This is a genomic window from Streptomyces sp. NRRL S-87 (genome assembly GCF_000719335.1).
Classification (GTDB): Bacteria; Actinomycetota; Actinomycetes; order Streptomycetales; family Streptomycetaceae; genus Streptomyces.
In genome coordinates this window covers 47,781-72,588 of the sequence record NZ_JOGB01000009.1, presented here as the reverse complement: position 1 = coordinate 72,588, position 24,808 = coordinate 47,781, and the positions used below count along the sequence as shown (strand labels likewise).

Sequence of the window (24,808 nt, the reverse complement as noted above, 5' to 3'; positions counted from 1 at the left end):
GAGCGTGTATCCAGGAGGGATGGACCTCCGGTCATTGGCGGCGAGCCGGCACCCGTCCCCCAGGGGGCGGAACGCGCTGCTGGCGGTACCGATCGCACTCATCGTGGTCGTGACCGTGGGGGACGTGCTGTCCCCGCCGGACGTGCACCTGGGGCCGTTCCTGGCCGCCGCCCCGGCCCTGACCGCCTCCTTCCGCGGCCCCCGCGCCACCGCCCTGGTCGGGCTGATCGCCGTGCTGGCCCAGGCCACCGTCGCGGCGTCCCGCACCACGGTCAGCGACCTCAACCACACCCTGCAGCTCGTCGCGCTGGTCCTGATCTCGGCCTTCGTGACCGGCTTCGCCCACCTCCGCGAGGTCCGCGAGCGCGAACTCACCCAGCTGCGCACGGTGGCGGAGGCGGCCCAGCGGGTGGTGCTGCGGCCGCTGCGCGACCAGGTCGGACCGCTGCGACTGGCCTCCGTCTACCTCGCCGCCGAGGCCGAGGCGGAGATCGGCGGCGACCTGTACGCCTGCGCCCGCACCGCGCACGGCACCCGCCTGATCATCGGCGACGTACGGGGCAAGGGGCTGGAGGCGGTCGGCGACGCGGCGCTGGTGCTCGGCGCCTTCCGGGCCGCGGCCCACCAGGAGACCGACCTGCCCGGCCTGGTCGCCTACGTCGAGGGCACGGTCTCCGCGGACCGCGAGGACGCGATCACGGCCGACCGGGACGCCGGCCCGGACCCGGGCGACGACCCAGGCGAGCGCGTCGAGGCGTTCACCACCGCCGCCGTCATCGACGTACCCGACGAGGAACGGGTGCTGCGCATCCTCAACTGCGGCCACCCACCGCCCCTGCTGCTGCGGGCGGGCCGCGTCCAGCAGCTGGAGGTCGCGGACCCGGCCCCGCCGCTCGGGCTCACCGAGTTCGTCCCCGCCACCCTCGACCCGCAGACCTTCGCCTTCGAGCCGGGCGACCTGCTGCTGCTCTACACCGACGGCGTGGTCGAGGCCCGCGACGCGCACGGCCGCTTCTACCCGCTCGCCGAGCGGGTGGCGGCAGCGCCCGGCCACGCGCCCCGGGCCCTGCTCGACCACCTGTGCGCCGACCTGCTGGCCCACGTGGGCGGCCGCCTGGGCGACGACGCGGCCCTGGTCGCCGTCGAACGCGTGGCCGAGGAGCCGTCCGGGGCGTCCCGGGCCGTCCTGGCCGAGGAGCCGTCCGGGGCGCCCCGGGCCGTCCTGGCCGAGGAGCCGTCCGGGGCGCCCCGGGCCGTCCGGGACCGGCCGTGACCGGCCCCGGACCCGTGCGTCCCTAGAAGAAGAGGCCGTACACGTTCCAGCCGGACGCGATCTTCACGCGGGGCCGGAGCGTGGCGGTACCCGAGCGGCCCGTGGAGCTGTAGCGCCAGACGTCGCCCGCGGCGTCGCGGGCGACCAGGTCGCTGCGGCCGTCGCCGTCGAGGTCACCAGGGGTCACGACCGCGTTGTAGCCGCTCCAGTCGCGAGGGCCGGCGACCTTCACCGGGCGCTCGAAGGGACGGGCCGCGGAGCCCGTCCCCTTGTAGAGGAAGAGCCCGGCGGCGCCGCGGGCGAACAGGTCGGCCCGGCCGTCCCCGCTGTAGTCGCCCGCGCCGAACAGCGCGTGGCGGTACGGGCCCCAGCCGCCGCCGACCTTGATCCGGGCGCCGAGGCGGGTCTGGTACGCCCCGTCGCCCGGGTAGAGCCACAGGATCCCGTCGGCGCCGAGGGCGAGCAGGTCGCCCTTGCCGTCGCCGGTCAGGTCGCCGGGGCCGACCGTGGTGTCGTACGTCCAGGACGTGCTGGCGACGCGGCCGGCGATGGTCAGCTTGCTGCCGTACTGGGTGACGAAGCTGGCGTGGTTGCGGTGGTGCAGCGCGGTGGCGTACGCGAAGCGGCCGCCGGCCGCGGGCTTCGTGCCCGGGTCCCAGTCGATCTCGTCCGGGTCGTCGAACCGGCCGTTCGCCGTGTTCTCCAGCTTCCACCAGCTCCGGTCCGCCGCACGGACGGCGAGCGCCTGGCTGCGTCCGTACACCTGCGTGGTGCCGGCCCCGATGAGGAAGCAGGTGCCGTCCCAGCCGCTGCCGCCGCGCCGCGGAGCGGCGAACGTGCCGCCGCCCTTGGCGTCGTACGTGTAGACGTAGCCGTTGCGCTTGCGCGCGTACAGGTCGGCGAGGCCGTCGCCGTTCTGGTCGTCGGCGGCGACGATCTGGTTGTACGTGTTCCAGCCCGTGCCGACCTTCGTCCGGGTGCGCAGCGGTGCGGTGGCGGAGCCGGTGCCCTTGAAGAACCAGAGCGTGCCGTCCAGCGACCGGGCCAGCACGTCGCCGACGCCGTCGCCGTCCACGTCGTTGGCCCCGATGAGCTGGTCGTACGCTCCCCAACCGGTGCCGACCCTGACGCGCGGGGCGAACGGGGTGCCGGTCAGGCTGCCCGTGCCCTTGTAGAGGTAGAGGTCGCCCGAGAAGGTGCGGGCCAGCAGGTCGGGCTTGCCGTCCTTGGTGAGGTCGCCCGGCGCGACGACCTTGTTGTAGGCCTGCCAGCCGCGTCCCACCCAGTACGGCGTCGTCGTGCGGTCGGGGATGGCCGAGTACAGCGAGAGCCGGCCGTCGGAGGACAGGGTGAGGAACTCGGGGAAGAGCTCGGCGCCCAGGTTGCCGACCGGGATGAAGTCGACGAACTGCTCGGCCGGGTCGGTGGACTTGACGGTGAACGGCTTGGGCTCGCTGCCCGTGCGGGTCGGCCACGCCCAGGTCGAGCCGTCGTTCTCCTGGGATATGAGGTCGCTGACCCCGTCGAGGTCGATGTCGTGAAGCGGCTTGGCCCTCGCCCTGGCGGCGGCGTGGGAGTCCTGGGGCCGCACGGCCGGTCCGAAGGCGTGCTCGAAGAGTCTGCCGCCGGGGCCGTGCGGCCGCGCGGCGCTCGCCGCGGGCCCGGTCGGCGTGGCGAGGGCGGTTCGGGCCGGCGCGGTGGCGGCGGCCGCGCCGGGGCCCGCGAGGAGCAGGCCGGCGGAGAGTGCGAGGGCCGTGCCGGCCGCGAGCAGGCCGGTGCGCGTGATGGTTTCCGTGACGGGTCTGTGGAACAAAGGTCTCCCCCTGCGAGAGCTTCGCGGGAGCCCGGACAGCACGTGTGTCGCGCCCCCGCACGTCCCGTGCACCCTACCGTCACCCCTCTTTCCCGCCAGGGCAGTTGGGGTGCGGGTGGCGATGCGCGCCCGTCCCGTCCCCTCCCGTCCCCTCCCGTCCCCGAACCGGCGGGTAGCCGAAAATCATCGTTCACGGCACTGGGCTCCTGCAGGGGCGGTGGCTACCCTCCGCGCATGATTCCCACGGTTGTCTGGGGCACCGGCAACGTCGGCCGCGCGGCCATCCGTGCCGTCGAGGCCCATCCGGCCCTGCAGCTCACCGCAGTCCTCGTCCACGATCCCGCCAAGGTCGGCCGGGACGCCGGCGCCCTCGCCGGCCTCGACCGCGCCCTGGGCGTGGCCGCCACCGACGACGTCGGCACCGTGCTCGACGCCCGGCCCCGGGCCGTGGTGTACGCCGCCTCGGGTGACATCCGCCCCGACGAGGCCCTGGCCGACGTGGTCCGGGCGGTCGCCGCCGGGGCCGTCGTCGTCACCCCCGCCCTCTACCCGCTCTACGACCACCGGGGCGCGCCGCCGGAGTTCCGCGACCCGGTGGCGGCCGCGGTGGCCGAGGGCGGCGGCTCGCTGTTCTCCTCCGGCGTCGACCCCGGCTGGGGCAACGACGTCCTGCCGCTCCTGGTGAGCGGACTCGGCTCCACCGTCGAGGCCGTCCGCTGCCAGGAGGTCTTCGACTACTCCACGTACGACCAGCCCGACTCCGTACGCCACCTCGTCGGCATGGGCCACCCCATGGACTACGAGCCGCCCATGCTCTTCCCCTCCGTCCCCACGATGGTGTGGGGCGGCCAGATCCGCATGATGGCCCGGGCCCTGGGCGTCGAACTCGACGACATACGCGAGACCCTGGAGCGGCGCCCGCTGGAGCGCACCGTCACCACCCGGACCATGGGCGGGTTCGAGGCCGGCACCCAGGGGGCCGTCCGCTTCGAGGTCCAGGGCATCGTCGCGGGGGAGCCCCGCATCGTCATCGAGCACGTCACGCGCATCCACCCCTCCTGCGCCCCCGACTGGCCGCAGCCGCCGGACGGCTCCGGCGCCCACCGCGTGATCATCGAGGGCCGCCCGCGCATCGAGGTCACCGTCGAGGCGTCCGACGAGGGCGAGAACCGCTCCGCGGGCGGCAACGCCACCGCCGTGGGCCGCCTGGTCAACGCCATCGACTGGCTCGTCGACGCCGAACCGGGCCTCTACGACGCCCTCGACGTCCCGCTGCGCCCCGCCGTCGGCAAACTCGGAAGGACCGAACGGACATGATCATCGACATCCCCGAGGGCCAGGAGCCCATCGGCTACGTCTGGGGCGACATGGTCCCCGGCATCGGCATGGCCGCCGCCAACTTCTCGCTGTCCGTGTACGCCCACACCACCCTGGGACTGCGCGAGTTCGAGGCCGCCCGGCTGCGCATCGCGCAGATCAACGGCTGCCACTTCTGCCTCGACTGGCGCACCGAGCGCGACGGGGAGAAGGTCGAGGAGGAGTTCGCCGGCGCCGTCACCGAATGGCGCACGACCGACCGCTTCGACGAGCGCACCCGGCTGGCCGCCGAGTACGCCGAGCGGTACGCGCTCGACCACCACAACCTCGACGAGGGGTTCTGGGAGCGGATGACCGCCCACTACAGCCAGGTCGAGATCGTCGAGCTGAGCATGAGCATCGGCTCGTGGCTGGCGTTCGGGCGGCTCAACCACGTGCTGGGGCTCGACTCCGTGTGCGTCCTGCCCACGCACTGACGCGGACCGGGGCCGACCGGCCGCACCGGTCGCACCGGTCGGCCCCGTCCGTGCCGTCATGCGCGGCGGCGGTGGTGCGTGCGCCTCACAGGTCGGTGGCGATGATCTTCTCGATGTTGCGCTCGGCCAGGGCCGTGATGGTCACGAACGGGTTCACGCTGGTGTTGCCGGGGATCAGCGCGCCGTCGATGACGTACAGGCCCGAGTAGCCCTGCAGGCGGCCGTGGTTGTCGGTGGCCTTGCCCAGCACCGCACCGCCGAGCGGGTGGTAGGTCAGATGGTCGCCCCAGATCTTGTAGGCACCGAACAGGTCGGTCCGGTAGATCGTCCCCTCCTTGGAGTTGATCCTGTCGAAGATGGACTTCGCCATGTCGATGGCGGGTTGCTTCCAGGAGGTCTGCCAGTTCAGCTCGGCCGCGCCGGTCGTCGGGTTGTAGGTGAACTCGGCCCGGTTGGGGTTCTTGGTGATCGAGAGGTAGAACGAGGCGTACGTCTCGATACCCGTGGGCAGCGGGGCCACCTCGGCGAAGGCGCCCCCCGCGTCCCAGTTGTCGATGCCCGAGCAGGGGATCGTCGACTGCAGCTTGCCGGTCGGGTCCCACAGGTGGTTGGCCCGGCCGCACATGACGTTGCCGTTGTCGCCCCAGCCCTTGCCCACCTCGCCGTTGAGCTGCGGCAGCGCGCCGGTGGCCTTGAGCTTCACCAGCAGCTTGCTCGTCCCGACGCTGCCCGCGGCGAAGAAGACCCTGGCCGCCGTGACGCTCTTGGTCGCGACGGTGGCGCCGCCGGTATCGAGCTGGTCCATGACGACCGTGTAGCCCCCGCCCGCGGCCGGCCGGACCGAGGTGACCTTGTGCAGGGCGGAGACCGTCACCCGGCCGGTGGCCCGGGCGGCTGCGAGGTAGGTCTGCTGGAGGGACTTCTTGCCGTGGTTGTTGCCGTAGAGGATCTCGCCGTCGAGGGCGGACCTGGTGGCGGTGCCGGCGGCCTCCTGCTCCATGTAGTCCCAGTCGTACACGTCGGGCACGAACGTCCAGGGGAAGCCCGAGCGCTGGGCGTGCTTGCGGCCCACGCGCGAGAATTGGTAGCAGTCGGCGGTCTCGAACCAGTTCGGGTCGACCAGACCCACGCCGAGCCCCGCGTTGGCGCGGGGGTAGTAGACGCCGTACATCTCGTCCGGGTCGACGGTCGGCAGGATCGTCGGGAAGTTCTGCCGCTTGGGCGTGACGGCCATGCCGCCGTTGACGAGCGATCCGCCGCCGACGCCGCGGCCCTGGTAGACGGTGATGCCGCCCATCTCCTCGGCGTCCAGGATGCCGGTGTAGCGGGAGATGTCCTTGTCGATCGGGTAGCCGAGGAAGTAGTTGAGCGGAGCCTTGGTCCGGGTGCGCAGCCAGTACGAGCGCTGGTCCGGGTTGAGGGTGTTGCAGAAGATCTTGCCGTCGGATCCCGGCGTGTCCCAGGCCATGCCCATCTCGACCATCTGGACGTCGACCCCGGCCTGGGCGAGCCGGAGCGCGGCCACCGAGCCGCCGTAGCCGGTTCCGATGACGAGCGCGGGGACCTGCGCCCCGTCGGCGACCGGTGCGTCGGCGGCGGTGGGGAACGCCGCGGCGCGGGCCGACGGGGCGGCCAGGGCCGCGCTGCCAAGAATGGAACCTGTTCCAACGAGGAATCCGCGGCGCGAAACACCTCTGGAACCCTTGCTGTGGGGGGGATTTACGGTCATTGAGGTTCCTCACTCTCTGGCGGAGTGGGAACAGGTTCTACGCGCCAGGGCATGCGAAGTCACTACATACTGATAAGTAACTTATGTCCGTACCTGGCGTGAAACCGCCCCGTCTCGGGCCCGCAGCGGTCTCCCGTGTGGGGGAGACCGCTGCCCGCCCACACGGGAGACCGCCGTCCGCCTACTCCTCGATCGCGCCGCCGATCCGGCGCAGGTGCGCGCGGAAGGTGTAGGACGGGTCCGCCGCCCGCCGCTCCAGGTAGCCCGTGAAGTCCGTCTGGTCGCGCAGCGTGCGACCGGCACGGATCAGTCGCGCCTGCTCGCGCTCGGTGCGGTGGATGCCCCGCGCGGTCTCCAGGACCTCCGGCACCCGGTCCGCGGCCACGAACAGCACTCCGTCCGCGTCCGCGAACACGGCGTCCGCCGCGTCCACCGCGTGCCCGCCGAAGCGGGCCGTGGTCAGGGCCTCGGGCTCGCGCGGGTCCACCCGTACCGGACCGGCCGGGCAGGCGCCGTAGCTGAACACCGGCAGCCCGATCTCCACCAGTTCCGGGGTGTCCCGGTGCAACCCCCACACGACCAGCCCCGCGACGCCCGCCGCCCGGGCCTCCAGGACGGTCAGGTCGCCGATGCAGGCCTCGTCCGTGCGGCCGCCGTTGTCGATCACCAGGACGTCACCCGGGCGGGCGGACGCGTACGCCTCCAGGAACACGTCCACGCTGCCGTAGTGGCGTGCGGGCAGGGCGCGGCCGGCCAGCCGGGTGCCCTCGACCACGGCCCCGATCCCGGCCGGAGCAGCCCGCAGCGGGACGCCCAGCCGCACGCACGCGTCGGCCACCAGTGGCGTGGACAGCTCCTCGAAGGCCTCGTACATCGCTTTCCCTCCCGGGTGTCGGTCGCCGGTCGCCGTCGGCGCGGCGCCGGCGTGTGCCTCGGCGCCGGCCCGGCGGGCGTACGCCGTACGGGGCGCCCGGACGGCTGTGTAGAGTGCGCGCGCGTACAGTGCCCGTTCCCGAGCGTGTCATGAGATGGAACCCATGAGTGCAATCAGCGTCGGTCAGGCCGTGATCCTCGGCGTCGTGGAGGGCGTGACCGAGTTCCTGCCGGTCTCCTCCACCGGCCACCTCAAGATCACCGAGGGGCTGATGGGCATCCCCGTCGGCGACGACTCGGTCGTGGGCTTCACGGCGGTCATCCAGGTCGGGGCGATCGCGGCGGTGCTGGTGTACTTCTTCAAGGACATCGTGCGGATCGTCAGGGCCTGGGTGCGCGGGCTGGCCGACAAGGAGGAGCGTTACCACCACGACTACCAGTTCGCGTGGTGGGTCATCTTCGCCACGCTCCCGATCGTGGTGGTGGGGCTGGCGGCCAAGCCGCTGATCGAGGGCCCGCTGGCCTCGCTGTGGGTGGTGGCCGGATCGTTGATCGTCGGCTCCGGCGTGATGTGGGCGGCCGACCAGATGGGCCGGCACAAGCGCGGCGAGGACGACACCGGTTTCAAGGACGCCATGCTGGTCGGCTGCTCGCAGATCCTGGCCCTGCTCTTCCCCGGCTTCTCGCGGTCGGGTGCGACGATGTCCACCGCGCTGATGCTGGACCTGGACCGGGTCGCCGCCACCCGGCTGTCCTTCTTCCTGGGCATTCCGGCGCTGACGGGGGCCGGCCTGTACGAGCTGAAGGACGCGGTGGGTGCGGGGGTCGACCCCGTTCCCCTCCTGGTCGGCACGGCCGTCTCGTTCGTCGTTGCGTACGCCTCCATCGCCTGGCTGCTGAAGTTCGTCGCGCGCCACTCCTTCAACGCCTTCGTGATCTACCGCATCGTCATCGGCCTGTTGCTGTTCGGGCTGCTGGGTACGGGCGTCCTGTCGGCCTGAGGCACGGATCGATCGAAGGGCTCGGGAGCTGCGGCTTCCGGGCCCTTCGGCGTACCGGGGGCGCGTCCGGGGTTCTCGGTGGAGCGGACCGGACCGGACCGGAGCCGACCGGAGCGGTGCGGTCGTGCGTTCGCGTGGCGGGGGCCGCCGTTCGGGGCACTGGGGCGCGTCGGTCCCCGGGGTGCGCGGGGGCGGTGCCCACAGTGTCGTCGGGTGCGGCCCTGCGCCCGGGGCTCGTCCCGACTGAGGGTCCGTCGTCTGGGTGGAGGGGGTTACCGCAGGTCAAAGGGGGTGTGGGTGGATGTGAACGGCAGGTGACGGGTTTCGGACAGATGCCGGTCCGGGGTTCTGGAGAGGTATAGACCAATGCTAGGTTTGGTCGCGTATCCCGCACATCCCGTCACCGTTGGTGAGCTTGGAGGTCCTGTCGTGTCCCGCTCACTGCCGTCCACCGCCCGTGCGTCCGCAGAGCGCGCCGGTCCGCGACCGCAGGTTCCGGCGTACCTGCGCATCGCCGAGGAGATCCGCCGGGACATGGACGCCGGCCTGCTCCCGCCCGGATCGAGACTTCCCGCCGAGCGGATGCTGGCCGCCCGCTTCGACGTCAACCGCCAGACGCTGCGCAGCGCGCTCCAGCAGCTGCGCGAGGAGGGCCTGGTGGTGACGGACAAGCGCGGATCGTTCGTGGCGGACGCGGAGCACCCGCCGCCGGCCGGCCGACGCCCCGCACACCTGCCGGTCTTCCCCGGCGGTGCGGGCGCCGGCGGCGCACGCACGGACGCCAGGCTGTACCTGGCGGGCGCACCCGCGGCGCTGGCGGACCTGCTCGCGGTCGACCCCGGAGAACCCGTACTCGCCCACCGGCACTGCACGTTCGGGGCGATGGGGGAGGTGCTCCAGGAGGCGCTCACCCACTTCTCGCCCGTTGCGGTGGACGAGATCCCCGAACTGCGGCGCTACCGCGCCCGGCTCCGCGGCCACCAGCCGGACCTGCGGCTGCTCTACCACTGGATGGACCGGGCCGGGCTGCGGCCCGCCATGCGCGAGTCGATCACCCTCTCGCGCAGGTCCGCCCGGCCGGCCGTACGGCGGCTGGTGCGCGACGGCCGCGGCCGGGTCCTGGAGGTGACGGACCTCTCCTTCACCCCGGTCTGGGACGAGCTGGTGTTTGAATACCAGGGTCCCGGCGTGACCGCGGCCCGCACCGCGGGCCGCGGGCCGGGCAGTTGACCTACTGAACCACCGTCAGGAGAACCCGCCCGTGCGCCGTGCCCCCACCCCGTCCCCGCGTCCGCTGCGCACCGCCGCCCTCGGTGGTGCCCTCGCCCTCGTCCTGCTGACGGGCGGTGCGGGCACCGCCGGGGCCGAGGTCCCCGCGCCGGCACCGGGGCAGGGCGCCAAGGTGCCGGCCTGGTCCGCCGCGGCGGCGGATGCGGCGGCGTTCTGGACGCCCGCGCGCATGGCGTCGGCGATTCCGGTCGACGCCGCGGCGGGCCCCGGTGCGGCGCCGGGTGCGGGCTCCGGGTCCGCGGCCATCCCGGACCCGACGCCGACGCCGGCCGCCACGCCCACGCCGGCGCCCGGCCTCCTCGGCGTCGGCCGCGACTTCGACGGGCTGCCCCAGGTGGGCCGGATGTACCTGACGCGGGGCACCCGGGCCTACTTCTGCACCGCCAGCGTCATCGCCTCGCCCCGCCGCAGCCTCGTCCTCACGGCCGCGCACTGCCTCGGCGGCACCACCCGCGACGCCCGGATGGCCTTCGTGCCCCGCTACACCAAGGCCAACCCGCAGCCGTACGGGCTCTTCCCCGTGGCCCGCACCGCCGGCGCCGCCAACCGCATCTGGATCGACCCCCGGTACCGCACCCAGGGCGCCGACCGGGCCGCCTTCCTCGACGTCGCGTTCGTCGAGGTCGGCCCGCGGACCGACGGCCGCCGCGTCCAGGACGTCGTCGGCGCCGACCGGCTCCTGACGCACGCCGGGTACGCCCACCGCTCGGTCCGGCTCGTCGGCCACCCCGGCAGCGCCGCGCGCCCGCGCTACTGCGTCAACCACACCACGAAGTTCACCAGCACCGACCGGGCCATCCCGGGCTCGTTCCTTCGCATCGACTGCACCGGATACCCGGGCGGCACCAGCGGGAGCCCGTTCATCGCCCACTACGACACCGCCACCCGCACCGGCGACGTGGTGGGCATCATCGGCGGCTACAAGACCGGCGGCGAGACCCCCGACACGTCCTACAGCCCGTACTTCGGGACCTCGGTGCAGCGGCTGTACGACCAGGCGGTCGCGGCGCGCTGAGGAGCGGGTCGCCCGGATCGCTTGTCGGGCCGTGGGTCTGCTTCGGTCGAGCGGCGGCTGCGTGGGGTGCGGGTCCCGTGGTGTGTTCTCCTCGGCGCTTGACCGAGGGGAGTGACACCGGGGGACAGCCCGGACGGACGGCCGTGTTCGTCACCGGATGCGGGGCCCGGTCGTTAGGGTGCAGGCAGCCGCGCACCCGCGGCGTGCCGGCGGACGTCCGGCGGGCGGGGTGCGCCCGGGCCGCGTCCGCCCGCCCGCGAGGAAAGGGCCTCCGAGGATGTCCGTACCCCTGTTCGCCGCCGTCCCGCAGTCGCTCGCGGTCAACCTGCTCGACGCGCACGATCTGCTGGCCGCCTTCGGCGTGATCGGCGTCGGGCTGGTCATGTTCGCCGAGACCGGGTTGCTCATCGGGTTCTTCCTGCCCGGCGACTCCCTCCTCTTCACCGCCGGCCTGCTGTGCACCGGCCGCACCGACGGCCCGCTCCGGCTGTCCCTGCCGGCGTTGCTCGTCGCCGCCGTCGTCGGTGCCCTGGCCGGGTCGGAGTGCGGCTACCTGATCGGGCGCAAGGCCGGCGGGGCCCTGTTGGAGCGGAGCCGCTCGGCCAAGTTGCGGGAGGGGGCCGCGCGGGCCCAGGAGTTGCTGGAGCGGTACGGACATGCCAAGGCGATCGTGCTGGCCCGGTTCGTGCCCGTGGTGCGCACCGTGCTGAACCCCGTGGCGGGCGCCCTGGGCGTACCCGCGCGCACGTTCACGCTGTGGCAGGTGGCGGGCGGGCTGCTGTGGACGGTCGGTCTGATCCTGGGCGGCTACGCCCTGGGCTCCTCGGTTCCCAACGTCGACCGCTACCTGTTGCCCGTGATCGCCCTGGTCGTGGCGGTCTCCCTGATGCCCGTGCTGTTCGAGGTCCTGCGCGCCCGGCGCAGCGCCGCCGCGCGGACCACCAGTGTCCGACGGTGAGGCCGACGGCCCCCGGGCCTGCTCCGGAGCGGGGGCGGGGCGAGGGCGGGCGTACGGGTGTGGCCGGGCCCCTGGGGCTCGTCGCGCTCGGTGCCTTCGCCGTGCTGACGGCCGCCGTGGCGGGTCGCCGGGGTGCCCTCCTGCCGGGTGACGCCCGGTTGCACGCCTGGTCCCAGGCACACCGGCCGGAGACCGCCGTGGCGGTGGCGCGGGGGATCACGTACACCGGCGTGGGCGTGGTCCCGTACGCGGTGGCCGTCCTGGGCGGGCTGCTGGCCGGTCGCACCGGGCGGCAACGGGCCCTCGTGACAGCGCTGTTCGTGGTGTGCCTGGCCACCGGCCAGGCCCTGCGCTACACCGCGATGCGGTTGATCGCCCGGCCGCGTCCGCCGCTGGCGGACTGGGCGACCCGCGCCACCGGCTGGTCCTTCCCGTCCGGCCACGCCACCACCTCCGCGCTCGCCGCCGGGCTGTTGGCGCTGGGCGTGCTCGTCGGGCTCCGGCGCGGCCGCCTCCCGCTGGTGCTCCTCGCGCTGTGCTGGGGCGCCGCGGTCGGGCTCACCCGGGTCTACCTGGGCGTCCACTGGTTCAGCGACGTCGTCGGAGGGTGGCTGCTCGCCCTGGCGTGGCTGTCACTGTGGCTCTGGGCGGTCCGCCACTGGCTACGCGGCCGCCCTCCGCCCGCCGCCCCCTCCTGACGAGGTGATCGCGGACGGCGCCTACCTGGTCACCGGCTGGTCGTCCCGCACCGCAGACGAGCCGGTCCGCCCCTCCTGCGCGGGCAGGAGGAGGACAACCTAAACCGTCAGCCATGGTCATTCCGAGGCGAAGGCGCTCATCTCCGTACGGCCGAGGCCCTGGGCTCACCCACCTGGAGCCCCTGGCTCCCCAGTTCGCGCGATTCGATGACCGCTCCTCCGTACACGTCCGAGCTGGATCGAAGGAGCGGTTCACGAGAGGTAGCCCGCGGTTCGGCTGATGCGACTCGTGCGGCGAACGTCAGAACGACGCCTTCGTCCCCGCCTGTACCTCGGTCTTCGGCGGATCCACGGGCCCGCTGTTGCCTGCATCGCCGGCGCCGTTACGAGGGGGCGCGACGTCCGTGGCCACAGGGGTGGTCTGGGTCGGTGTGTTCGGCAGAACCGGGTTGGTGGCCTCGATCGGGTACTGGGGAACCGGGGGGCCGTCGGGCGGGACGGAGCCGGGCGGGTTCGGCGTGTTCAACGGAGGCTCCTCGTGTGAGCCGCCCCGCTGCCGGAAGCACGCCGGATCGTTCGGGGTCCATCCGTCGGGCTCGGGGCAGACCCGAGGGGGCGGCGGCTTCGATTCGCTGCCCGGCGGGACGTCGGGCAGGCGCACCTCCGCGCACACGACTTTGGTGGGCGGTCCAGGCTCCACCGTGCACGTGCTCCGCGGTACCGCCTCGGCACTCCCCGCACCCAGCATGCCGAGAAATGCGGTGGCGGCGAGGGACAGGCCGAAGACTCCCGAAACACGCTTCCGGATGACGGGTTCCATGATGATCTCCTCTGGAATGGGGCGGTTCTCCAGTAATCTCGCGGGTCGAGTGGTTCGACCGCCCGGCTGATCCGTCCAGCCTGCCTGCCGCCCGGTCACCCGTGTCAGTGCCGGACATTCGGGGCTTGACAGAGCAGCTGCACGGCCGCACGGCAGCAGGGCTGCGCGCTCCGCCGACCCGTCCCGGGCCGTACGGAACGACCGCCGCCGCTGCCCGCGCCCCGCGCGGAGGCTGCGGCGGCCCGCCCGTCAGCGGGCGGCGGCGGGTCCGCCCGTCCGGTGGCCGGTCGTGGTGCAGCCCCGTCAGATGGTGTAGTGCCAGGCGGTCAGCATGTAGGCGCCGTACCAGCAGCCGAAGAGGGCGGCGGCCGTGAGGGTGAGGGCGACGGTCCGGGGGCGGCAGCGGGCGAGGGTGCGGACCGCGTGCAGGACCACGGCGACCGCGAGGGCCGCGGCCACCGCGGCGGCGGCCGGCCGGGTGAGGCCGGCCAGCATCGCGAGGACTCCGGCGGTGAGCCAGGCCTTCCGGTGCGCGGCCAGCAGGGTGGCGGCGGCGAAGGCGAGGAAGAGGGACTCGCTGTACCCCATGAAGAAGACCAGGGAGGTCGGAGGCGTCCTGCGCGGCCCGCCGCAGGGCTGCCGCGAGGGGGTCGTTGCTGTCAGGCATCGCAGGTCTCCCCTGTGGATCCGGCGGTGAGGTCGGTGAGGTCAGTAGGGTCAGTAGGGCAAGTGGGGTCAGTGGGGTTGATGTGGCGGGAGAGTGCGGCGCGCGCCCGCGAGAGGTGGGTCTTGACGGTGCCGGCCGCCATCCCCGTCTCCGTCGCGATCGCCTCGACGGGCAGGTCGCCGACGTAGTACAGGGCGGCGCACAGCCGCTGCCGCGCCGGCAGCCGGCGCAGCGCGGCCGTCAGGTCCACCGTGCTCGGGTCCGGGCCGGGCACCGAGACGGCGTCGAGCCGGCCGGCCCAGGCCTGTTGGCCCCGGCGCAACCGCCGCCACCGGCTGATCGCGAGCCGGCAGGCGACGGTGCGCACCCATGCCTCGGGGGCGTGGCCGCGGTCGAGGTGGCGGCGCTTGTTCCAGGCACGGACGAACGCGTCGTGGACGGCGTCCTCGGCTTCGTGGAGGTCTCCGGTGATCACGTACAGCTGGCCGGTGAGCCGGCGGACCGAGTGGGTGTAGAACTCGGCGAACTCCTCCTCGGTCGACATCGGCTCCTTGCGTGGTCGGTCTTCTGCCCCTCATACGCACGGCGCCCCCGGGCCGGTTGACAGGCGTAACGCACGCCACTCGGGCCGCCGGCGTACACGCCTCGGACGGTTCCATCAGCAACGGAAAGGTGCCCGGAAGGAGTCGGCCGTCCGCGGCCCCGCCCCGGCGCGCAAGGATCGGCCCCGTACCACGGGACCCACCCCCGAAGCGGGGGGTGCGGGCGCCCGGGGTTTCCGGAGCGTCCCTCCGGGGCAGCCTTCCGGCCCCCGCCGTACAGGGGTGCAATCCTGGACGAATGATCTCTGATGGTGCGAACGAGGGTCCCGTCGTGGTGGCCGTGGACGGATCCGACCACAGCCTCAAGGCCCTGCACTGGGCACTCCCCGCGGCGCGCGCGGCCGGCACGGAGCTCGTGGTCGCGCACGTGCTGCCCGACCACGCCCAGCTCTGGCAGGCCAGGCGCGAGGCCGTGGTGGGAACGCCGGCCGAGGCGGCGGCCGACCCGGTCGAGGCGTACGTACGGGAGCACGTGGACGTGGACGCGGAGGAGGAGCTGCCGCCGCTGCGGTTCGAGTCCCTGACCGGCGAGGTGGCGGGCGCGCTCAGTGCGCGGGCGGCGGGGGCGGCGATGCTCGTGCTGGGCTCGCGCGGGCGGGGCGGCTTCGCGAGCCTGCTGCTCGGATCCACCAGCCGGGCCTGCGCGACGACCGCGCCCTGCCCCGTGGTCGTCGTACCGCACGGGGCGCGGGAGGCCGGCCCGCCGGAGGACAGGGAGGAGGCGACCGGCGAGGAAGGTGCCGAACAGGAAGGCGCCGCGACGCGGGACTGGAACGCGGGGGGCCGGGTGGTGGTCGGGGTGAACCCGTCCGACACGTCGGACGAGGTGGTCGACTTCGCCTTCCGGCGGGCTGCCGAACGCGGCCTGGGGGTGCTGGCTGTGACCGCCTTCCTGGACCCGGTCGCGCCGCTGCCGCTGGTCGCCACGCCGATGCCCGTCGCCTCACTCTCGGAGGCGGACGTCGCGCCGCTGCTGCGCGAGATCGAGCGGGCCCAGCAGGAGCGGCTGGCGGCGGCCCGGGCCGCGTACCCGGACGTGCCGGTGGAGAACCTGATCGGCCCCGGCGACGCGGCGGGTCAACTGGTCGCGCTGTCGAAGACGGCCGCACTACTCGTGGTGGGGCGGCACCGGGTGCGGACGCAGTCGCTGATCATGGGCTCCGTCGCGAACGCGGCGCTGCAGCATGCGCAGTGCCCGGTGGCGGTGGTGCCGGGCAGCAGGTCGCAGAAGGCGTCCTGAAGCGCCTACCGAACTGCCGGGCCACCCGAACGAACGGGCCACCCGAACACGACCGGACCACCGAACGAACCGAGCCGTCCGAACGGACGGGACCGGCCGGGGCGCTCGCCCCGGCCGTCGACGGTCGAGCGCCGAGCGCCGAGCGCCGAGCGCCGAGCGTCGAGCGCCGGCCAGGGGCCGTCGGTCGTCCACCGTGCGGAACGGGCCGTCAGCTGCCCGCGGCCGGGGTCGCCGTGGCGGCCGTTGCCGGAGCGGCTTCCAGCTCCCAGGCGTGCCGCTTGAACTCCCGCTGGTAGTCCGGGTGGTCCTCCCACTGGCGGGCGATCCCGCGCAGGACGTCCCAGTTGTGTTCCAGCGACTGGTCGATGATCCCGCGCAGCGCCGCGTCGGCCGCGGCCCGCTGCGCGATGATCCCCTTGATGGCCGAGGCGCCGAGCACCGCGTTGCGCAGCGCGCGCAGGGCGCGGGACTTGTCGTCCATGCCCCAACCGTGGTCACTGCCCTCCTGCGGGTCGAACAGCGGCGTCAGCCGCGCCTCGATGAACGCGGTGATCCGCTCGAAGTGCTGTACGTCCAAGGCGGGACTCCCTCTCTCTGGCTGAACGGTCCGGGGTTCATCATCCGCCAGGTGCCGACCCGCCCGGTCACCGGCCCCGGTGCCGCGGGCCGGGTCAGCGCACGCCGTAGCGCGCGCTGACGCCGTCGAGGATGAGCTGGAGGCCCTCCTCGAAGTGGGCGTCGTACTCCTCGAAGAGGTGCGTGCCGGCCGCCGCGGAGAGCGGGAACTCCGCGAGCCGCTCGCCGCGCTCGGTCACGTCGTAGCCCTCGCGCCGCTCGCCGGGGACGGGGTGGACGCCCTGCTCCTCGGTCACGAAGCCGAGGGTGTACGAGAACGTCGTCGCGAGGGTCCGCACCGCCTGGTCGAGTTCGAAGCCGGCGGCGAGCAGGGCCCGGAGCTGGATCTCGGAGTGCTCGGCGTGGTCGGTGCCGGTGAACCGCGAGCCGCTGAAGACCCGGGCGCCGTCGCGGTAGGCGAGCAGGGAGTGCCGCAGGCCGCGGTTGGCGACGAGGACGCGGTCCCGCCAGCCGAGGGCCGGGGCGGACGGGTCCGGGTCCAGGGTGGAGAGGGACTCCGGGGCGTCCCGGGCCATCCGCCGGTACATCTCCGTCGCCATCTCGTCGATGAGCTCCTGCTTGTTCTTGAAGTGCCAGTACAGGGCCGGGGCCTTCACGTCCAACTCGCTCGCGATCGCGCGCAGCGTCAGCTTCTCCAGGCCGGTCTCGTTGAGGAGGCGCAGGGCCGCCTCCGCGACGGTGGTGCGGCTCAGCGGCGGGACGCGGGGCGGCGTGCGGTCGGGCGTGGGGGTCATCGCCTGCCTCTTCTCGGGTTCCGCTTTCTCGGGGCTTGACAGCTTAACAACGTTAAAGGCATTCTCGCTTCACGCTCTCCTTAACGGCGTTAAGGAGAGCGGGTCGCAGGGTGCGGCCACGGGGACGGAACGGGGAAGACGATGAGCGCGTACGCGGCGCAGCACCAGGCACGGGACGAGGCGCAGGGACAGGCGCAAGGACAGACGCAAGGCCGGACGCACGGGATCGAGACGGACGTCCTGATCGTGGGGGCGGGGCCGACCGGCCTGGTGCTCGCCTGCGACCTGGCGCGGCGCGGTGTCCGCGCCCTGGTGGTGGAGCGAGCGCCGGGGCTCTTCCCCGGCTCGCGCGGAAAGGGGATCCAGCCGCGCACCCTGGAGGTCTTCGAGGACCTGGGCGTCCTCGACGAGGTCCTGCGCTGGGGCGGCCCGGCCCCGATGGGGATGGCGTGGCGGGACGGGGTGCGGCTCGGCGAGCACCCCGTACTCGAACAGGGCGAAGCCACCGAGCAGGAGCCGTACGCAAACCCCTGGATGCTGCCGCAGTGGCGGACGCAGGAGATCCTTCTCGCCCGGCTGCGCGAACTGGGCGGCGAGGTGCGCTTCGGCAGCGAACTGACCGACCTGGCCCAGGACTCCGAGGGCGTCACGGCCACGATCGTTCCGGCCCCGGCCCCGGCCCCGGCCCCGGCCGCGACGGCCGCGCCCGCCCCCGGCGGACCGGCCGGCGCCGAGGCCCCCCTGGAGGTCCGCGCCCGGTACGTGGTCGGGGCCGACGGCGGCCGGTCGACGGTGCGCCGCCTGACCGGCATCAAGATGACGGGGGAGCGCGTGGACAACTCGCCGCTCGTCGTCGCCGACGTCGTCGTGGACGCCCTCGACCGGGACCACTGGCACGTCTTCCCGCCCTCCGAGGACGGCACCCGGGGCTTCGCGGCGCTGTGCCCGCTCCCGCACACCGAGGAGTTCCAGTTCGTCGCCCAGTACTCCGAGGCGCGCCCCGAGCTGACCCCGGACGACGTGCGCGCCGTCGTGGCCGAACTGACGCACCTGCGGGCCGAGGACGTCACCGAGGTGCGCTGGGCCTCCGACTTCACGGTGAACGCGGCCATGGCCGACCGCTTCCGCGAAGGCCGGGTCTTCCTCGCCGGCGACGCGGCCCACATCCACTCCCCGGCGGGCGGGCAGGGGCTCAACACCAGCGTGCAGGACGCGTACAACCTGGGCTGGAAGCTCGCGGCCGTGCTGCGCGACGGCGCGCCGGAGGGTCTGCTCGACACCTACGAGGAGGAGCGGCTGCCCAACGCCGCCGAGATGCTGGGCCTGTCCACGCGCATCCACCGCGGACAGGCCAAGCGCGGGGCCGCCACCCGCCAGCTGGGCCTGCACCACCGGTACTCCTCGCTCACCCGCGAGACCCGGACCGGGCTGCCCGACGACGCGCTGACCGCGGGCGACCGCGCCCCCGACGGCCGGCGCGACGGCACACGGCTCTTCGACCTCTTCCGCGGCCCGCACTTCACCCTGCTCGCCGTCGACACCGAGCTGCCCGGGCACCTGCCATCGCTCCCGCAGCTGCGCACGGCGCGCATAGGGGCGTACGAGGCCTACGGGCGGGGCCTGTTCCTGATCCGCCCGGACGGCTACATCGCCTGCGCCGCCCAGGACGCGGTGGCCGCACCCGAGGACTGGGCGGCCCCGTTCACCGGACCGGCGGTGCCGGCGGTCCGGTGAACCCGGCGGCGCCGGCGGTGCCGGGCGTCTGATGTCGGGCCGGCGGCCCAGGCCGTGCCGGCGGTGCCGGGCACCTGGCGTCGGGCCGGCGGCCCTGGACGGCCCACGCCCGCGCGGTGAGCGCGACCGTGCCGTCGGGACCGACGTCCACGGCCTGACGGAGTGCGTCGCGCAACCGGTCGCGGGCCGACGGGTCGAGCCCCGCGACGTAGGCGGGGGCGGGGCCCTGACCGGCGAGGAACGGCTCCCAGAGGTCGGCGAAGCCGGCGAAGCGGGTGGGCGCCTCGACCGGTGCGACGCGGACGTCCGTCAGCCCCGCCCCCACCCATACGGCGCGCAGCGGTTCGGGCCGGCACAGGGGGAAGCGACGGCCCTCGTGCAGTGCGGCGGCCGCCGGATCCAGCGCGACGGCCGTGTCCCAGAAGCGGCACAGGAAGCCCATGCCCTCGGCGTAGTCCCACACGTACGCCGCGACCAGGCCGCCGTGCCGCACCGTCCGGGCCGCCTCGGCCACCGCCGCCCGCGGGTCGGGCAGGAAGTTGAGCGCCAGCCCGCTCACGGCCGCGTCGCACACCCCGTCGCGCAGCGGCAGGGCGGACGCGTCGGCCACCGCGAAGCACACCGGGGCGGGGGCGGGGGCGGCGGCACCGGCGGCCGCCACGAAACCGGGGGAGCGGTCCAGCCCCAGCACCCGCCGCGGCCGGCACCGGTCGGCCACGGCTGCCGTCAGCGCCCCGGTGCCGCACCCCACGTCGAGCCAGCGCAGTCCCTCCCCGGCGCCGAGCCACTCCACGAAGGCCCGTGCCACGGGTCGGCTCCAGCGGCCCATGTACCGCTCGTAGGCGTCACCGGCGGCCCACATGCCCGGGGACTGCCCGGACGTCGCGGGTCCGGACTGCCCGGACGTCGCGGGTCGGGCCTGCCCGGACCTCGCGGGTCGGGACTGCCCGGACGTTGCGGGTCGGGACGGCTCCGACGTCACGGGCCCGGCTGGGGGGTGCGGGCCAGCAGGAGGGCGACGTCGTCCTGGGCGGCGGTCGGGAGGAGTCGGACCAGGATGCTGTCGCACACCTCGTCGAGGGGCCGGTCCAGGCCCTGGAGGGCGTCGGCGAGCCGGGCCATGCCCTGGTCGAGGTCCCGTTCGCGGGACTCGATCAGCCCGTCCGTGTACAGGGCGAGCACGCTGCCCGGCGGCAGCGCGAACCGCTCGGTGCGGAACTCGCGCCCGCCGGTGCCCAGGGGGGTGCCCGCCGGCCCGTCGAGGAAGGTGACCGCACCCCCGGGCAGGACCACCGCAGGCGGCGGGTGCCCGGCGCGGGCGAGCACGCACTCGCCCGTCACCGGGTCGTGGACGGCGTAGACGCAGGTGGCCATCTCGTCCTCGCCCACGTCCGCCACCACCTCGTCGAGGGACCGCAGCATGTGCTCGGGCGGGATGTCGTGCCGGGCGAGGGTGCGCACCGCCGTGCGCAGCTGACCCATCACGGCGGCCGCGTGGATCCCGTGGCCCATCACGTCGCCGATCACCAGACCGGTCCGGCCGCCGGACAGGCGGATCGCGTCGTACCAGTCGCCGCCCACGTCGTGGTCGCTGGCCGGGAGGTAGCGGCCCGTCAGCTCCAGGCCCGGCACCTCGGGCAGCGCGTTGTTCGTCAGGCTGCGCTGGAGGGTGAGGGCCGCCTCCCGCTGGCTCATGTACAGGCGGGCGTTGTCGATGTTGAGGGCGGCCCGGGCCACCACCTCGTCCATCAGCACGCAGTCCTGCTCGTCGAAGGGCTCGCGCCCCTTCAGCCGGGTCACCGACACGGCGCCCAGCACCTTCCCCCGCGCCACGAGCGGGATCAGGCGCGCCGAGCCGACGGCGGTGCCGAGGTAGCGGCGAAGCGATTCTGCACGGCTGCCCTTGATGAGGGCCGGGACGTCCGAGGTGTACAGGTTCATGGCCCGGGCCTCGGTGATGACCTGCTCGTACACCGAGCCGAGGGGGATCTGGAAGGTCTGCCCCACCGCGAGCTTCGCCGTCGGCGCCGTCGGATCGGGGAAGGCGGCCGCCAGCCGGCGCAGCAGCCCGTGCGGGGCGCTCGCGTCGTCGGGGGCCAGCACCGTCTCCAGGATCTGCACGTCGGCGGAGTCGGCCAACCGGGGGACCAGCACCTCCACGATCTCCTCGGCGGTCTGCCGCAGGTCCAGCGTCGTACCGATGCGCTCCCCGGCCTCGGCCAGCACCGCGAACCGGCGCCGGGCGCGCTCGGCCTCGACCAGGGCCCGCTGCCCGTCGGTGATGTCGATGAGCGAGGCGATCAGGCCGAGCCGCCGCCCCGCCCCGTCCCGCAGCGGGGCGTACGAGCACGACCAGGTCCGGTCGTGGTCGGGGTCGGCCGGGGTGCGGCCGGTGCGGCGGGCGTCCAGCACCGCCTCGCCCCGGTCCAGCACCCGCTGCATCATGGCCTCCAGCGCGGCGGCGTTCACGCCCGGGACCACCTCGGTGAGCCGCCGCCCCATGTGCTGGGCGGCGGGCACGCCGTTCATCCGGGCCAGGGCGTCGTTGACGCGCAGGAAGCGCAGGTCGGGGCCGAGCGTGGCGAGCCCGATGGGCGACTGGGTGAACAGGCTCTCCAGCGCCGCCAGGGAGTCGCGCATCCGCAGCACCTGGGAGGTCTCCACCGCGATCAGCATCGCGCCCGGCCGGCCGCGGGGGTCCGCGGCCGGCAGGATCCACATCTCCATCGTCACGGGGTGCCCGTCGCGGTGCTGCACCGACAGGGTGCCGCCCACGGTCTCCCCGGAGTGCACGCGCCGCGTCAGGTCGTCGGCGAGGCCCCAGTTGCCCCGCGGGACGAGGACCTCCGCGGCCGGTTTCCCGAGCACCGCGCCGGGCCGGTATCCGAGCAGCTCCTGCGCGGCCAGCGACCATTCCACGATGCGTCCGTCCGCGTCCTCCCGCCACAGGGCCATGGGCAGGAGCTCGCGGAGCACCCCCGCGTACCCGACCGCCGTGAGGGGCTGATCCGGACTCTCGCTCGTCGACTGGTAAGTGTCCAATGCATCGACCTAACCCCGGGGGGTGCAGTTCTACCGAAAACCCTAGCCGAGGCCCGGCCACGCTGCGCCACCGTGCCCGTCCGCCGCACCTCCGGCAGCGTGGCGGACGGGACTGCCGGGCCGGTCAGCAGGCCTTGCGGACGTACCCGGTGCGCCCGACGGGGCGCAGGTCGACGTTGCGCTGTACGACGGACAGCCGGCCGCCCCACGTCGCGCAGGTCCTCTTGAAGTCCCGCGCGCGGTACTCGATCACGAAGACCCGGTTGCCGTACGCCGCCGTGTACGCCCCGCACTCGTCGTACCGGCCGCACTCCTCGGCCACGGCGAAGTCGAACCCGGTGCGCCGGCCCTGCGGAGCCAGCTCGGACGTGTTCTTCTGGCCGATCGCCAGTCCCCGGGCGTGCGAGCGGGCGGCCAGCAGCCGGGCGAAGGCCACGTTGTCGCTCTTGCGCAGCAGGCCCTTGGAGCGCTCGTAGGAGTCGAGGTTGTCCGGCTCCACGGCCTGGAAGCCGTGCCGGGCGCAGCCGTCGATCCACCGCCCCACGACGGCCGCCAGCCGGGTCCGCTTGGCGGCGGTGCGCGTGTCGAGGAGGACCTCGTTCCAGTCCTCGTCGACCACGGGTCGGCCGTGCGCGTCCTTCAGCAGCAGGTCCGGGTGGTTGCGCTGCCACCAGCGGAGCTCGTTCGGCTGGGCCTGGTAGCCGTTGACGTAGCAGATCGTGTACGCCCCCGGCACCGGCCGGTCCGACCGGTCGCGGGAGAGCACCTCCACCCCGGCCGCCGGACGGTACGCGCCGCCGAGCTGGTAGTCGAACGGTGCGTTGCCGGGCGGCATCGGGATCCGCACGGCGGCGGCCACCGGGCCGGCGGCCCCGACCCCCTGAGCGTCGGAGGAGGCCGCGCCCGGGCCCGTTCCGGAGGCCGCGCCCGTGCCGGCCCCCGCCGCCGGCCGGTGGTCGGCGGCGGCCGCCAGCGGTTCCGCCCGCCCGCCGTCGTCGGAACCGTCCGGGGAGTTGAGGTACGGCAGCCCCGCCAGCAGCCCGCCGGCGGCGCCGAGCGTGAGGCCGTACCGCGCGGCGCGGCGCTTGAGGGACGGGGTGCGGGCTTCGGTCACGGGCTTGCTCCTCGGCGCTGGGCTCTTCCACGAGAGCGACGAGCCCGGCGGACGGGCCGGGCCGAGGCGATCACATCATAGGCCCGCCCCGCCCCGCGCCCGAACCCGTCAACCGCCGCCCTACACCATGACTTCGGCCACGTCCGCCCGCCGGAACGGGGCTGTGCGCCGGGGGCGCATCACCCCGCCCACGCGCCCCCGGGGCGCGCCTACGCACCCGCCAGAGGGTTCGGCAGCGCCGCCCACACGTCACCCGTGCCCGGAGCGCTCAGGCGCATCAGGGTCAGGGCCTTCGCCGGCAGCGGGTGGGTGCGCAGGGCCGCCGCGTCCGGGCCGTCGGGGACGGTCGCCAGGGCCGCCTCCAGCAGCGTGCCGAGCGTCTGCGCGTCCCCCGCCAGCGGTCCGAGCGCCCCCGTGACCAGCGACCCGAACAACTTCGCCCGCAGCGCCGCCGGGTCGTCGGTGTGCTGCCGCTCCGTGAGCGCCGGCACCGCGATGCCGTGCCGCGCCAGCCGCTCCGGGCTGATCCGGGTGTCGGCCACGTCCCGGTACACCAGCCGCCGCGGCTCGCCCCCGGCGTCCAGCACGACCAGCAGGTTCTGCCCGTGCGCCTCCAGCGCCAGCCCCAGTTCCAGCAGCCGCAGCCCGATGCCGACCACCAGTTCCGCGTAGGCCGTCAGCCACTCCAGCCGCCGCCCGGCCGGCACCACGGCCCCCAGGCTCCCCACCGGCACCACCGACTCTCCCGCCGCCCGGTCCGCGTACCGGTCCGGTGACTCGCGCAGCACCGCGGCCAGGTCGGGCGCCGGCGCCCCCACCGCGCCCAGCGTGCGCGTGATGTGGAGCCGCCCGGCGAGCGGGCCGTCCAGCCGTGCCGCCAGGCCCTCGACGAACTCCGACAGCACCGCCGCGTTCGCCACCGAGTACGCCGAGATGTCCCGCACCGACGAGGTCAGCCGCGCGCTGAGCGCCGTCTTCACGTCCACCCCGGGCCCCAGCTCCGCCGCCTGCGCGTGCAGCGTGCGCAAGGCCATCAGCGGCCGCGCCGGCAGTGCCGGGCCCCGTACCGGTCCGGGCAGCACGTGCGCCGCCTGCCAGGGATGCACCGGCACCAGGACCGCCGTGCCGTCCCGCAGCACGTCCGGCCACGCGCCCGCCACCACGGCCTCGCGCGCCGCCACCAGCGGCAGCCGCACCACCGGCCGGTGCTCGGGCGCGTAGGCCAACTGCTCGGCGGCCGTGAACCCCGGCCGCGACCGGCAGCCCGGGTGGTACGGATGCCCGTCGACCACCCGCTGCTCCCACTCCCACGAAGCCCCGGGCCGGCCCGCCGCGACCGGCGCCGTCCGGGACAGCGCCAACGACGCCGCGCTGCCGTCCAACTCGGTCGCGAAACCCTCGCCGTACGGCACCCCCAGCGCGTGCAGCAGGCGCGCCGGATGCGCGTACGCCGCCCCGTCGAGCTCCACAGCCTTCAGCACGGCACCGGTCGCCCACGGGTCCTGCACCGGCCCGTGCAACCGCCGTCCGTCGGCCAGCCGCAGCACCAGCCCGTCGCGCACCGTCTCGCGCCCGGTCACCCACGGCACCGGTTCGTGTACGAGTCCCCGCCACAGCCGGCCCAGCACCGACGCTCGGGCCCCCGGCAGCGCGGCCGCGTACGGGGCCACCAAATCGGGGCGAACCACCTGCAGTTCGTCGGCGAGGGCGACCTCGGCGGCGGTCTGGAACACTGGTCCTCCTGGAACGCACGGGGGTGCGAGGGTACCCATACTG

Annotated in this window: 22 protein-coding genes and 1 pseudogene; 11 read left to right on the top strand and 12 right to left on the bottom strand. The window is 74.3% G+C overall.

The window, feature by feature from the left end:
- Nucleotides 1-19: 19 nt before the first annotated feature.
- On the top strand, nt 20-1,273 hold the full coding sequence (locus tag IF43_RS0107790; protein WP_078909976.1) for a PP2C family protein-serine/threonine phosphatase: 1,254 nt from the start codon (nt 20-22) through the stop codon (nt 1,271-1,273).
- 22 nt (nt 1,274-1,295) lie between these two features.
- Here IF43_RS0107790 and IF43_RS0107785 read toward each other — a convergent pair whose 3' ends face one another.
- Nucleotides 1,296-3,086: a VCBS repeat-containing protein gene (locus tag IF43_RS0107785; RefSeq protein ID WP_051794868.1), complete on the bottom strand. Its 1,791-nt coding sequence runs from the start codon at nt 3,084-3,086 to the stop codon at nt 1,296-1,298.
- Between the two features lie 234 nt (nt 3,087-3,320).
- On the opposite strand from IF43_RS0107785, the gene IF43_RS0107780 reads away from it, so the two are divergent.
- Nucleotides 3,321-4,403 carry a dihydrodipicolinate reductase gene (locus IF43_RS0107780; protein WP_030195879.1) on the top strand — a complete coding sequence of 361 codons (1,083 nt, stop codon included), beginning with the start codon at nt 3,321-3,323 and terminating at the stop codon, nt 4,401-4,403.
- Nucleotides 4,400-4,879: a carboxymuconolactone decarboxylase family protein gene (locus tag IF43_RS0107775; RefSeq protein ID WP_030195876.1), complete on the top strand. Its 480-nt coding sequence runs from the start codon at nt 4,400-4,402 to the stop codon at nt 4,877-4,879. The genes IF43_RS0107780 and IF43_RS0107775 overlap by 4 nt, the downstream gene beginning before the upstream one ends.
- Before the next feature lie 85 nt (nt 4,880-4,964).
- Here the strand turns inward: IF43_RS0107775 and IF43_RS0107770 are convergent, their stop codons facing one another.
- Complete coding sequence (locus tag IF43_RS0107770; RefSeq protein WP_030195875.1) at nt 4,965-6,608, bottom strand: GMC oxidoreductase; 1,644 nt, start codon at nt 6,606-6,608, stop codon at nt 4,965-4,967.
- Between the two features lie 181 nt (nt 6,609-6,789).
- Nucleotides 6,790-7,482 (bottom strand): RraA family protein, encoded by a 693-nt coding sequence (locus tag IF43_RS0107765; RefSeq protein ID WP_030195874.1) that lies wholly within the window; start codon nt 7,480-7,482, stop codon nt 6,790-6,792.
- A gap of 163 nt (nt 7,483-7,645) precedes the next feature.
- Between IF43_RS0107765 and IF43_RS0107760 the strand changes: the two genes are divergently transcribed.
- From IF43_RS0107760 to IF43_RS43830, 6 genes and pseudogenes are all read left to right on the top strand, one after another.
- Nucleotides 7,646-8,482 (top strand): undecaprenyl-diphosphate phosphatase, encoded by an 837-nt coding sequence (locus IF43_RS0107760; protein WP_030195872.1) that lies wholly within the window; start codon nt 7,646-7,648, stop codon nt 8,480-8,482.
- Between the two features lie 429 nt (nt 8,483-8,911).
- Entirely contained in the window at nt 8,912-9,712 is an 801-nt protein-coding gene (locus tag IF43_RS0107755) for a winged helix-turn-helix domain-containing protein (RefSeq protein ID WP_051794866.1), read from the top strand.
- Nucleotides 9,713-9,743: 31 nt separating this feature from the next.
- Complete coding sequence (locus tag IF43_RS36165) at nt 9,744-10,787, top strand: serine protease (protein ID WP_051794865.1); 1,044 nt, start codon at nt 9,744-9,746, stop codon at nt 10,785-10,787.
- Between the two features lie 277 nt (nt 10,788-11,064).
- Nucleotides 11,065-11,745, top strand: coding sequence for a DedA family protein (locus IF43_RS0107745; protein ID WP_030195864.1), 681 nt, complete (start codon nt 11,065-11,067; stop codon nt 11,743-11,745).
- Nucleotides 11,746-11,804: 59 nt separating this feature from the next.
- Entirely contained in the window at nt 11,805-12,443 is a 639-nt protein-coding gene (locus IF43_RS0107740; RefSeq protein WP_030195862.1) for a phosphatase PAP2 family protein, read from the top strand.
- A 4-nt stretch (nt 12,444-12,447) separates the two neighbouring features.
- Nucleotides 12,448-12,542 (top strand): annotated as a pseudogene (locus IF43_RS43830) (IS5/IS1182 family transposase); the annotation flags it as partial.
- A gap of 202 nt (nt 12,543-12,744) precedes the next feature.
- Here IF43_RS43830 and IF43_RS41485 read toward each other — a convergent pair.
- The 3 genes from IF43_RS41485 to IF43_RS0107725 form a co-directional block, all read right to left on the bottom strand.
- Complete coding sequence (locus IF43_RS41485) at nt 12,745-13,263, bottom strand: hypothetical protein (RefSeq protein ID WP_158939202.1); 519 nt, start codon at nt 13,261-13,263, stop codon at nt 12,745-12,747.
- Nucleotides 13,264-13,566: 303 nt separating this feature from the next.
- The gene (locus tag IF43_RS42445) at nt 13,567-13,851 is read right to left on the bottom strand and encodes a hypothetical protein (protein WP_030195855.1); all 285 of its coding nucleotides are present in this window, start codon (nt 13,849-13,851) and stop codon (nt 13,567-13,569) included.
- A gap of 71 nt (nt 13,852-13,922) precedes the next feature.
- Nucleotides 13,923-14,474 (bottom strand): SigE family RNA polymerase sigma factor, encoded by a 552-nt coding sequence (locus tag IF43_RS0107725; protein ID WP_051794863.1) that lies wholly within the window; start codon nt 14,472-14,474, stop codon nt 13,923-13,925.
- A 296-nt stretch (nt 14,475-14,770) separates the two neighbouring features.
- Here IF43_RS0107725 and IF43_RS0107720 point away from each other — a divergent pair, with 296 nt between their 5' ends.
- Nucleotides 14,771-15,772, top strand: a complete 1,002-nt coding sequence (locus tag IF43_RS0107720) for a universal stress protein (RefSeq protein ID WP_030195850.1) — start codon at nt 14,771-14,773, stop codon at nt 15,770-15,772.
- A gap of 208 nt (nt 15,773-15,980) precedes the next feature.
- Here IF43_RS0107720 and IF43_RS0107715 read toward each other — a convergent pair whose 3' ends face one another.
- Nucleotides 15,981-16,349 (bottom strand): hypothetical protein, encoded by a 369-nt coding sequence (locus IF43_RS0107715; protein WP_030195847.1) that lies wholly within the window; start codon nt 16,347-16,349, stop codon nt 15,981-15,983.
- Nucleotides 16,350-16,443: 94 nt separating this feature from the next.
- The gene (locus IF43_RS0107710; RefSeq protein ID WP_051794859.1) at nt 16,444-17,142 is read right to left on the bottom strand and encodes a TetR/AcrR family transcriptional regulator; all 699 of its coding nucleotides are present in this window, start codon (nt 17,140-17,142) and stop codon (nt 16,444-16,446) included.
- 225 nt (nt 17,143-17,367) lie between these two features.
- On the opposite strand from IF43_RS0107710, the gene IF43_RS0107705 reads away from it, so the two are divergent.
- Nucleotides 17,368-18,876, top strand: a complete 1,509-nt coding sequence (locus tag IF43_RS0107705; RefSeq protein ID WP_234332023.1) for an FAD-dependent monooxygenase — start codon at nt 17,368-17,370, stop codon at nt 18,874-18,876.
- On the opposite strand, the gene IF43_RS0107700 is transcribed toward IF43_RS0107705, so the two are convergent.
- From IF43_RS0107700 to IF43_RS0107685, 4 genes are all read right to left on the bottom strand, one after another.
- Nucleotides 18,845-19,738 (bottom strand): class I SAM-dependent methyltransferase, encoded by an 894-nt coding sequence (locus IF43_RS0107700; RefSeq protein WP_078909973.1) that lies wholly within the window; start codon nt 19,736-19,738, stop codon nt 18,845-18,847. The two genes, IF43_RS0107705 and IF43_RS0107700, sit on opposite strands and share 32 nt — an antisense overlap.
- 116 nt (nt 19,739-19,854) lie before the next feature.
- A complete protein-coding gene (locus tag IF43_RS0107695) occupies nt 19,855-21,918 on the bottom strand; it encodes a SpoIIE family protein phosphatase (RefSeq protein ID WP_030195834.1) in 2,064 nt (687 codons plus the stop codon).
- A gap of 124 nt (nt 21,919-22,042) precedes the next feature.
- Complete coding sequence (locus IF43_RS0107690) at nt 22,043-23,032, bottom strand: endo alpha-1,4 polygalactosaminidase (protein ID WP_234332003.1); 990 nt, start codon at nt 23,030-23,032, stop codon at nt 22,043-22,045.
- Nucleotides 23,033-23,241: 209 nt separating this feature from the next.
- Nucleotides 23,242-24,804, bottom strand: coding sequence for an IucA/IucC family protein (locus IF43_RS0107685; RefSeq protein ID WP_051794857.1), 1,563 nt, complete (start codon nt 24,802-24,804; stop codon nt 23,242-23,244).
- Between the last annotated feature and the right edge of the window lie 4 nt (nt 24,805-24,808).

Bases quoted from the DNA above. Each gene is read 5' to 3' on its own strand.
- IF43_RS0107720 (WP_030195850.1), top strand. From the start codon at position 14,771: ATGATCTCTGATGGTGCGAACGAGGGTCCCGTCGTGGTGGCCGTGGAC.
- IF43_RS0107725 (WP_051794863.1), bottom strand. From the start codon at position 14,474: ATGTCGACCGAGGAGGAGTTCGCCGAGTTCTACACCCACTCGGTCCGC.
- IF43_RS0107790 (WP_078909976.1), top strand. From the start codon at position 20: ATGGACCTCCGGTCATTGGCGGCGAGCCGGCACCCGTCCCCCAGGGGG.
- IF43_RS0107685 (WP_051794857.1), bottom strand. From the start codon at position 24,804: ATGGGTACCCTCGCACCCCCGTGCGTTCCAGGAGGACCAGTGTTCCAG.
- IF43_RS0107760 (WP_030195872.1), top strand. From the start codon at position 7,646: ATGAGTGCAATCAGCGTCGGTCAGGCCGTGATCCTCGGCGTCGTGGAG.
- IF43_RS0107710 (WP_051794859.1), bottom strand. From the start codon at position 17,142: ATGACCCCCACGCCCGACCGCACGCCGCCCCGCGTCCCGCCGCTGAGC.
- IF43_RS42445 (WP_030195855.1), bottom strand. From the start codon at position 13,851: ATGGGGTACAGCGAGTCCCTCTTCCTCGCCTTCGCCGCCGCCACCCTG.
- IF43_RS0107775 (WP_030195876.1), top strand. From the start codon at position 4,400: ATGATCATCGACATCCCCGAGGGCCAGGAGCCCATCGGCTACGTCTGG.
- IF43_RS0107765 (WP_030195874.1), bottom strand. From the start codon at position 7,482: ATGTACGAGGCCTTCGAGGAGCTGTCCACGCCACTGGTGGCCGACGCG.
- IF43_RS0107770 (WP_030195875.1), bottom strand. From the start codon at position 6,608: ATGACCGTAAATCCCCCCCACAGCAAGGGTTCCAGAGGTGTTTCGCGC.
- IF43_RS0107780 (WP_030195879.1), top strand. From the start codon at position 3,321: ATGATTCCCACGGTTGTCTGGGGCACCGGCAACGTCGGCCGCGCGGCC.
- IF43_RS41485 (WP_158939202.1), bottom strand. From the start codon at position 13,263: ATGGAACCCGTCATCCGGAAGCGTGTTTCGGGAGTCTTCGGCCTGTCC.
- IF43_RS0107745 (WP_030195864.1), top strand. From the start codon at position 11,065: ATGTCCGTACCCCTGTTCGCCGCCGTCCCGCAGTCGCTCGCGGTCAAC.
- IF43_RS0107700 (WP_078909973.1), bottom strand. From the start codon at position 19,738: ATGTGGGCCGCCGGTGACGCCTACGAGCGGTACATGGGCCGCTGGAGC.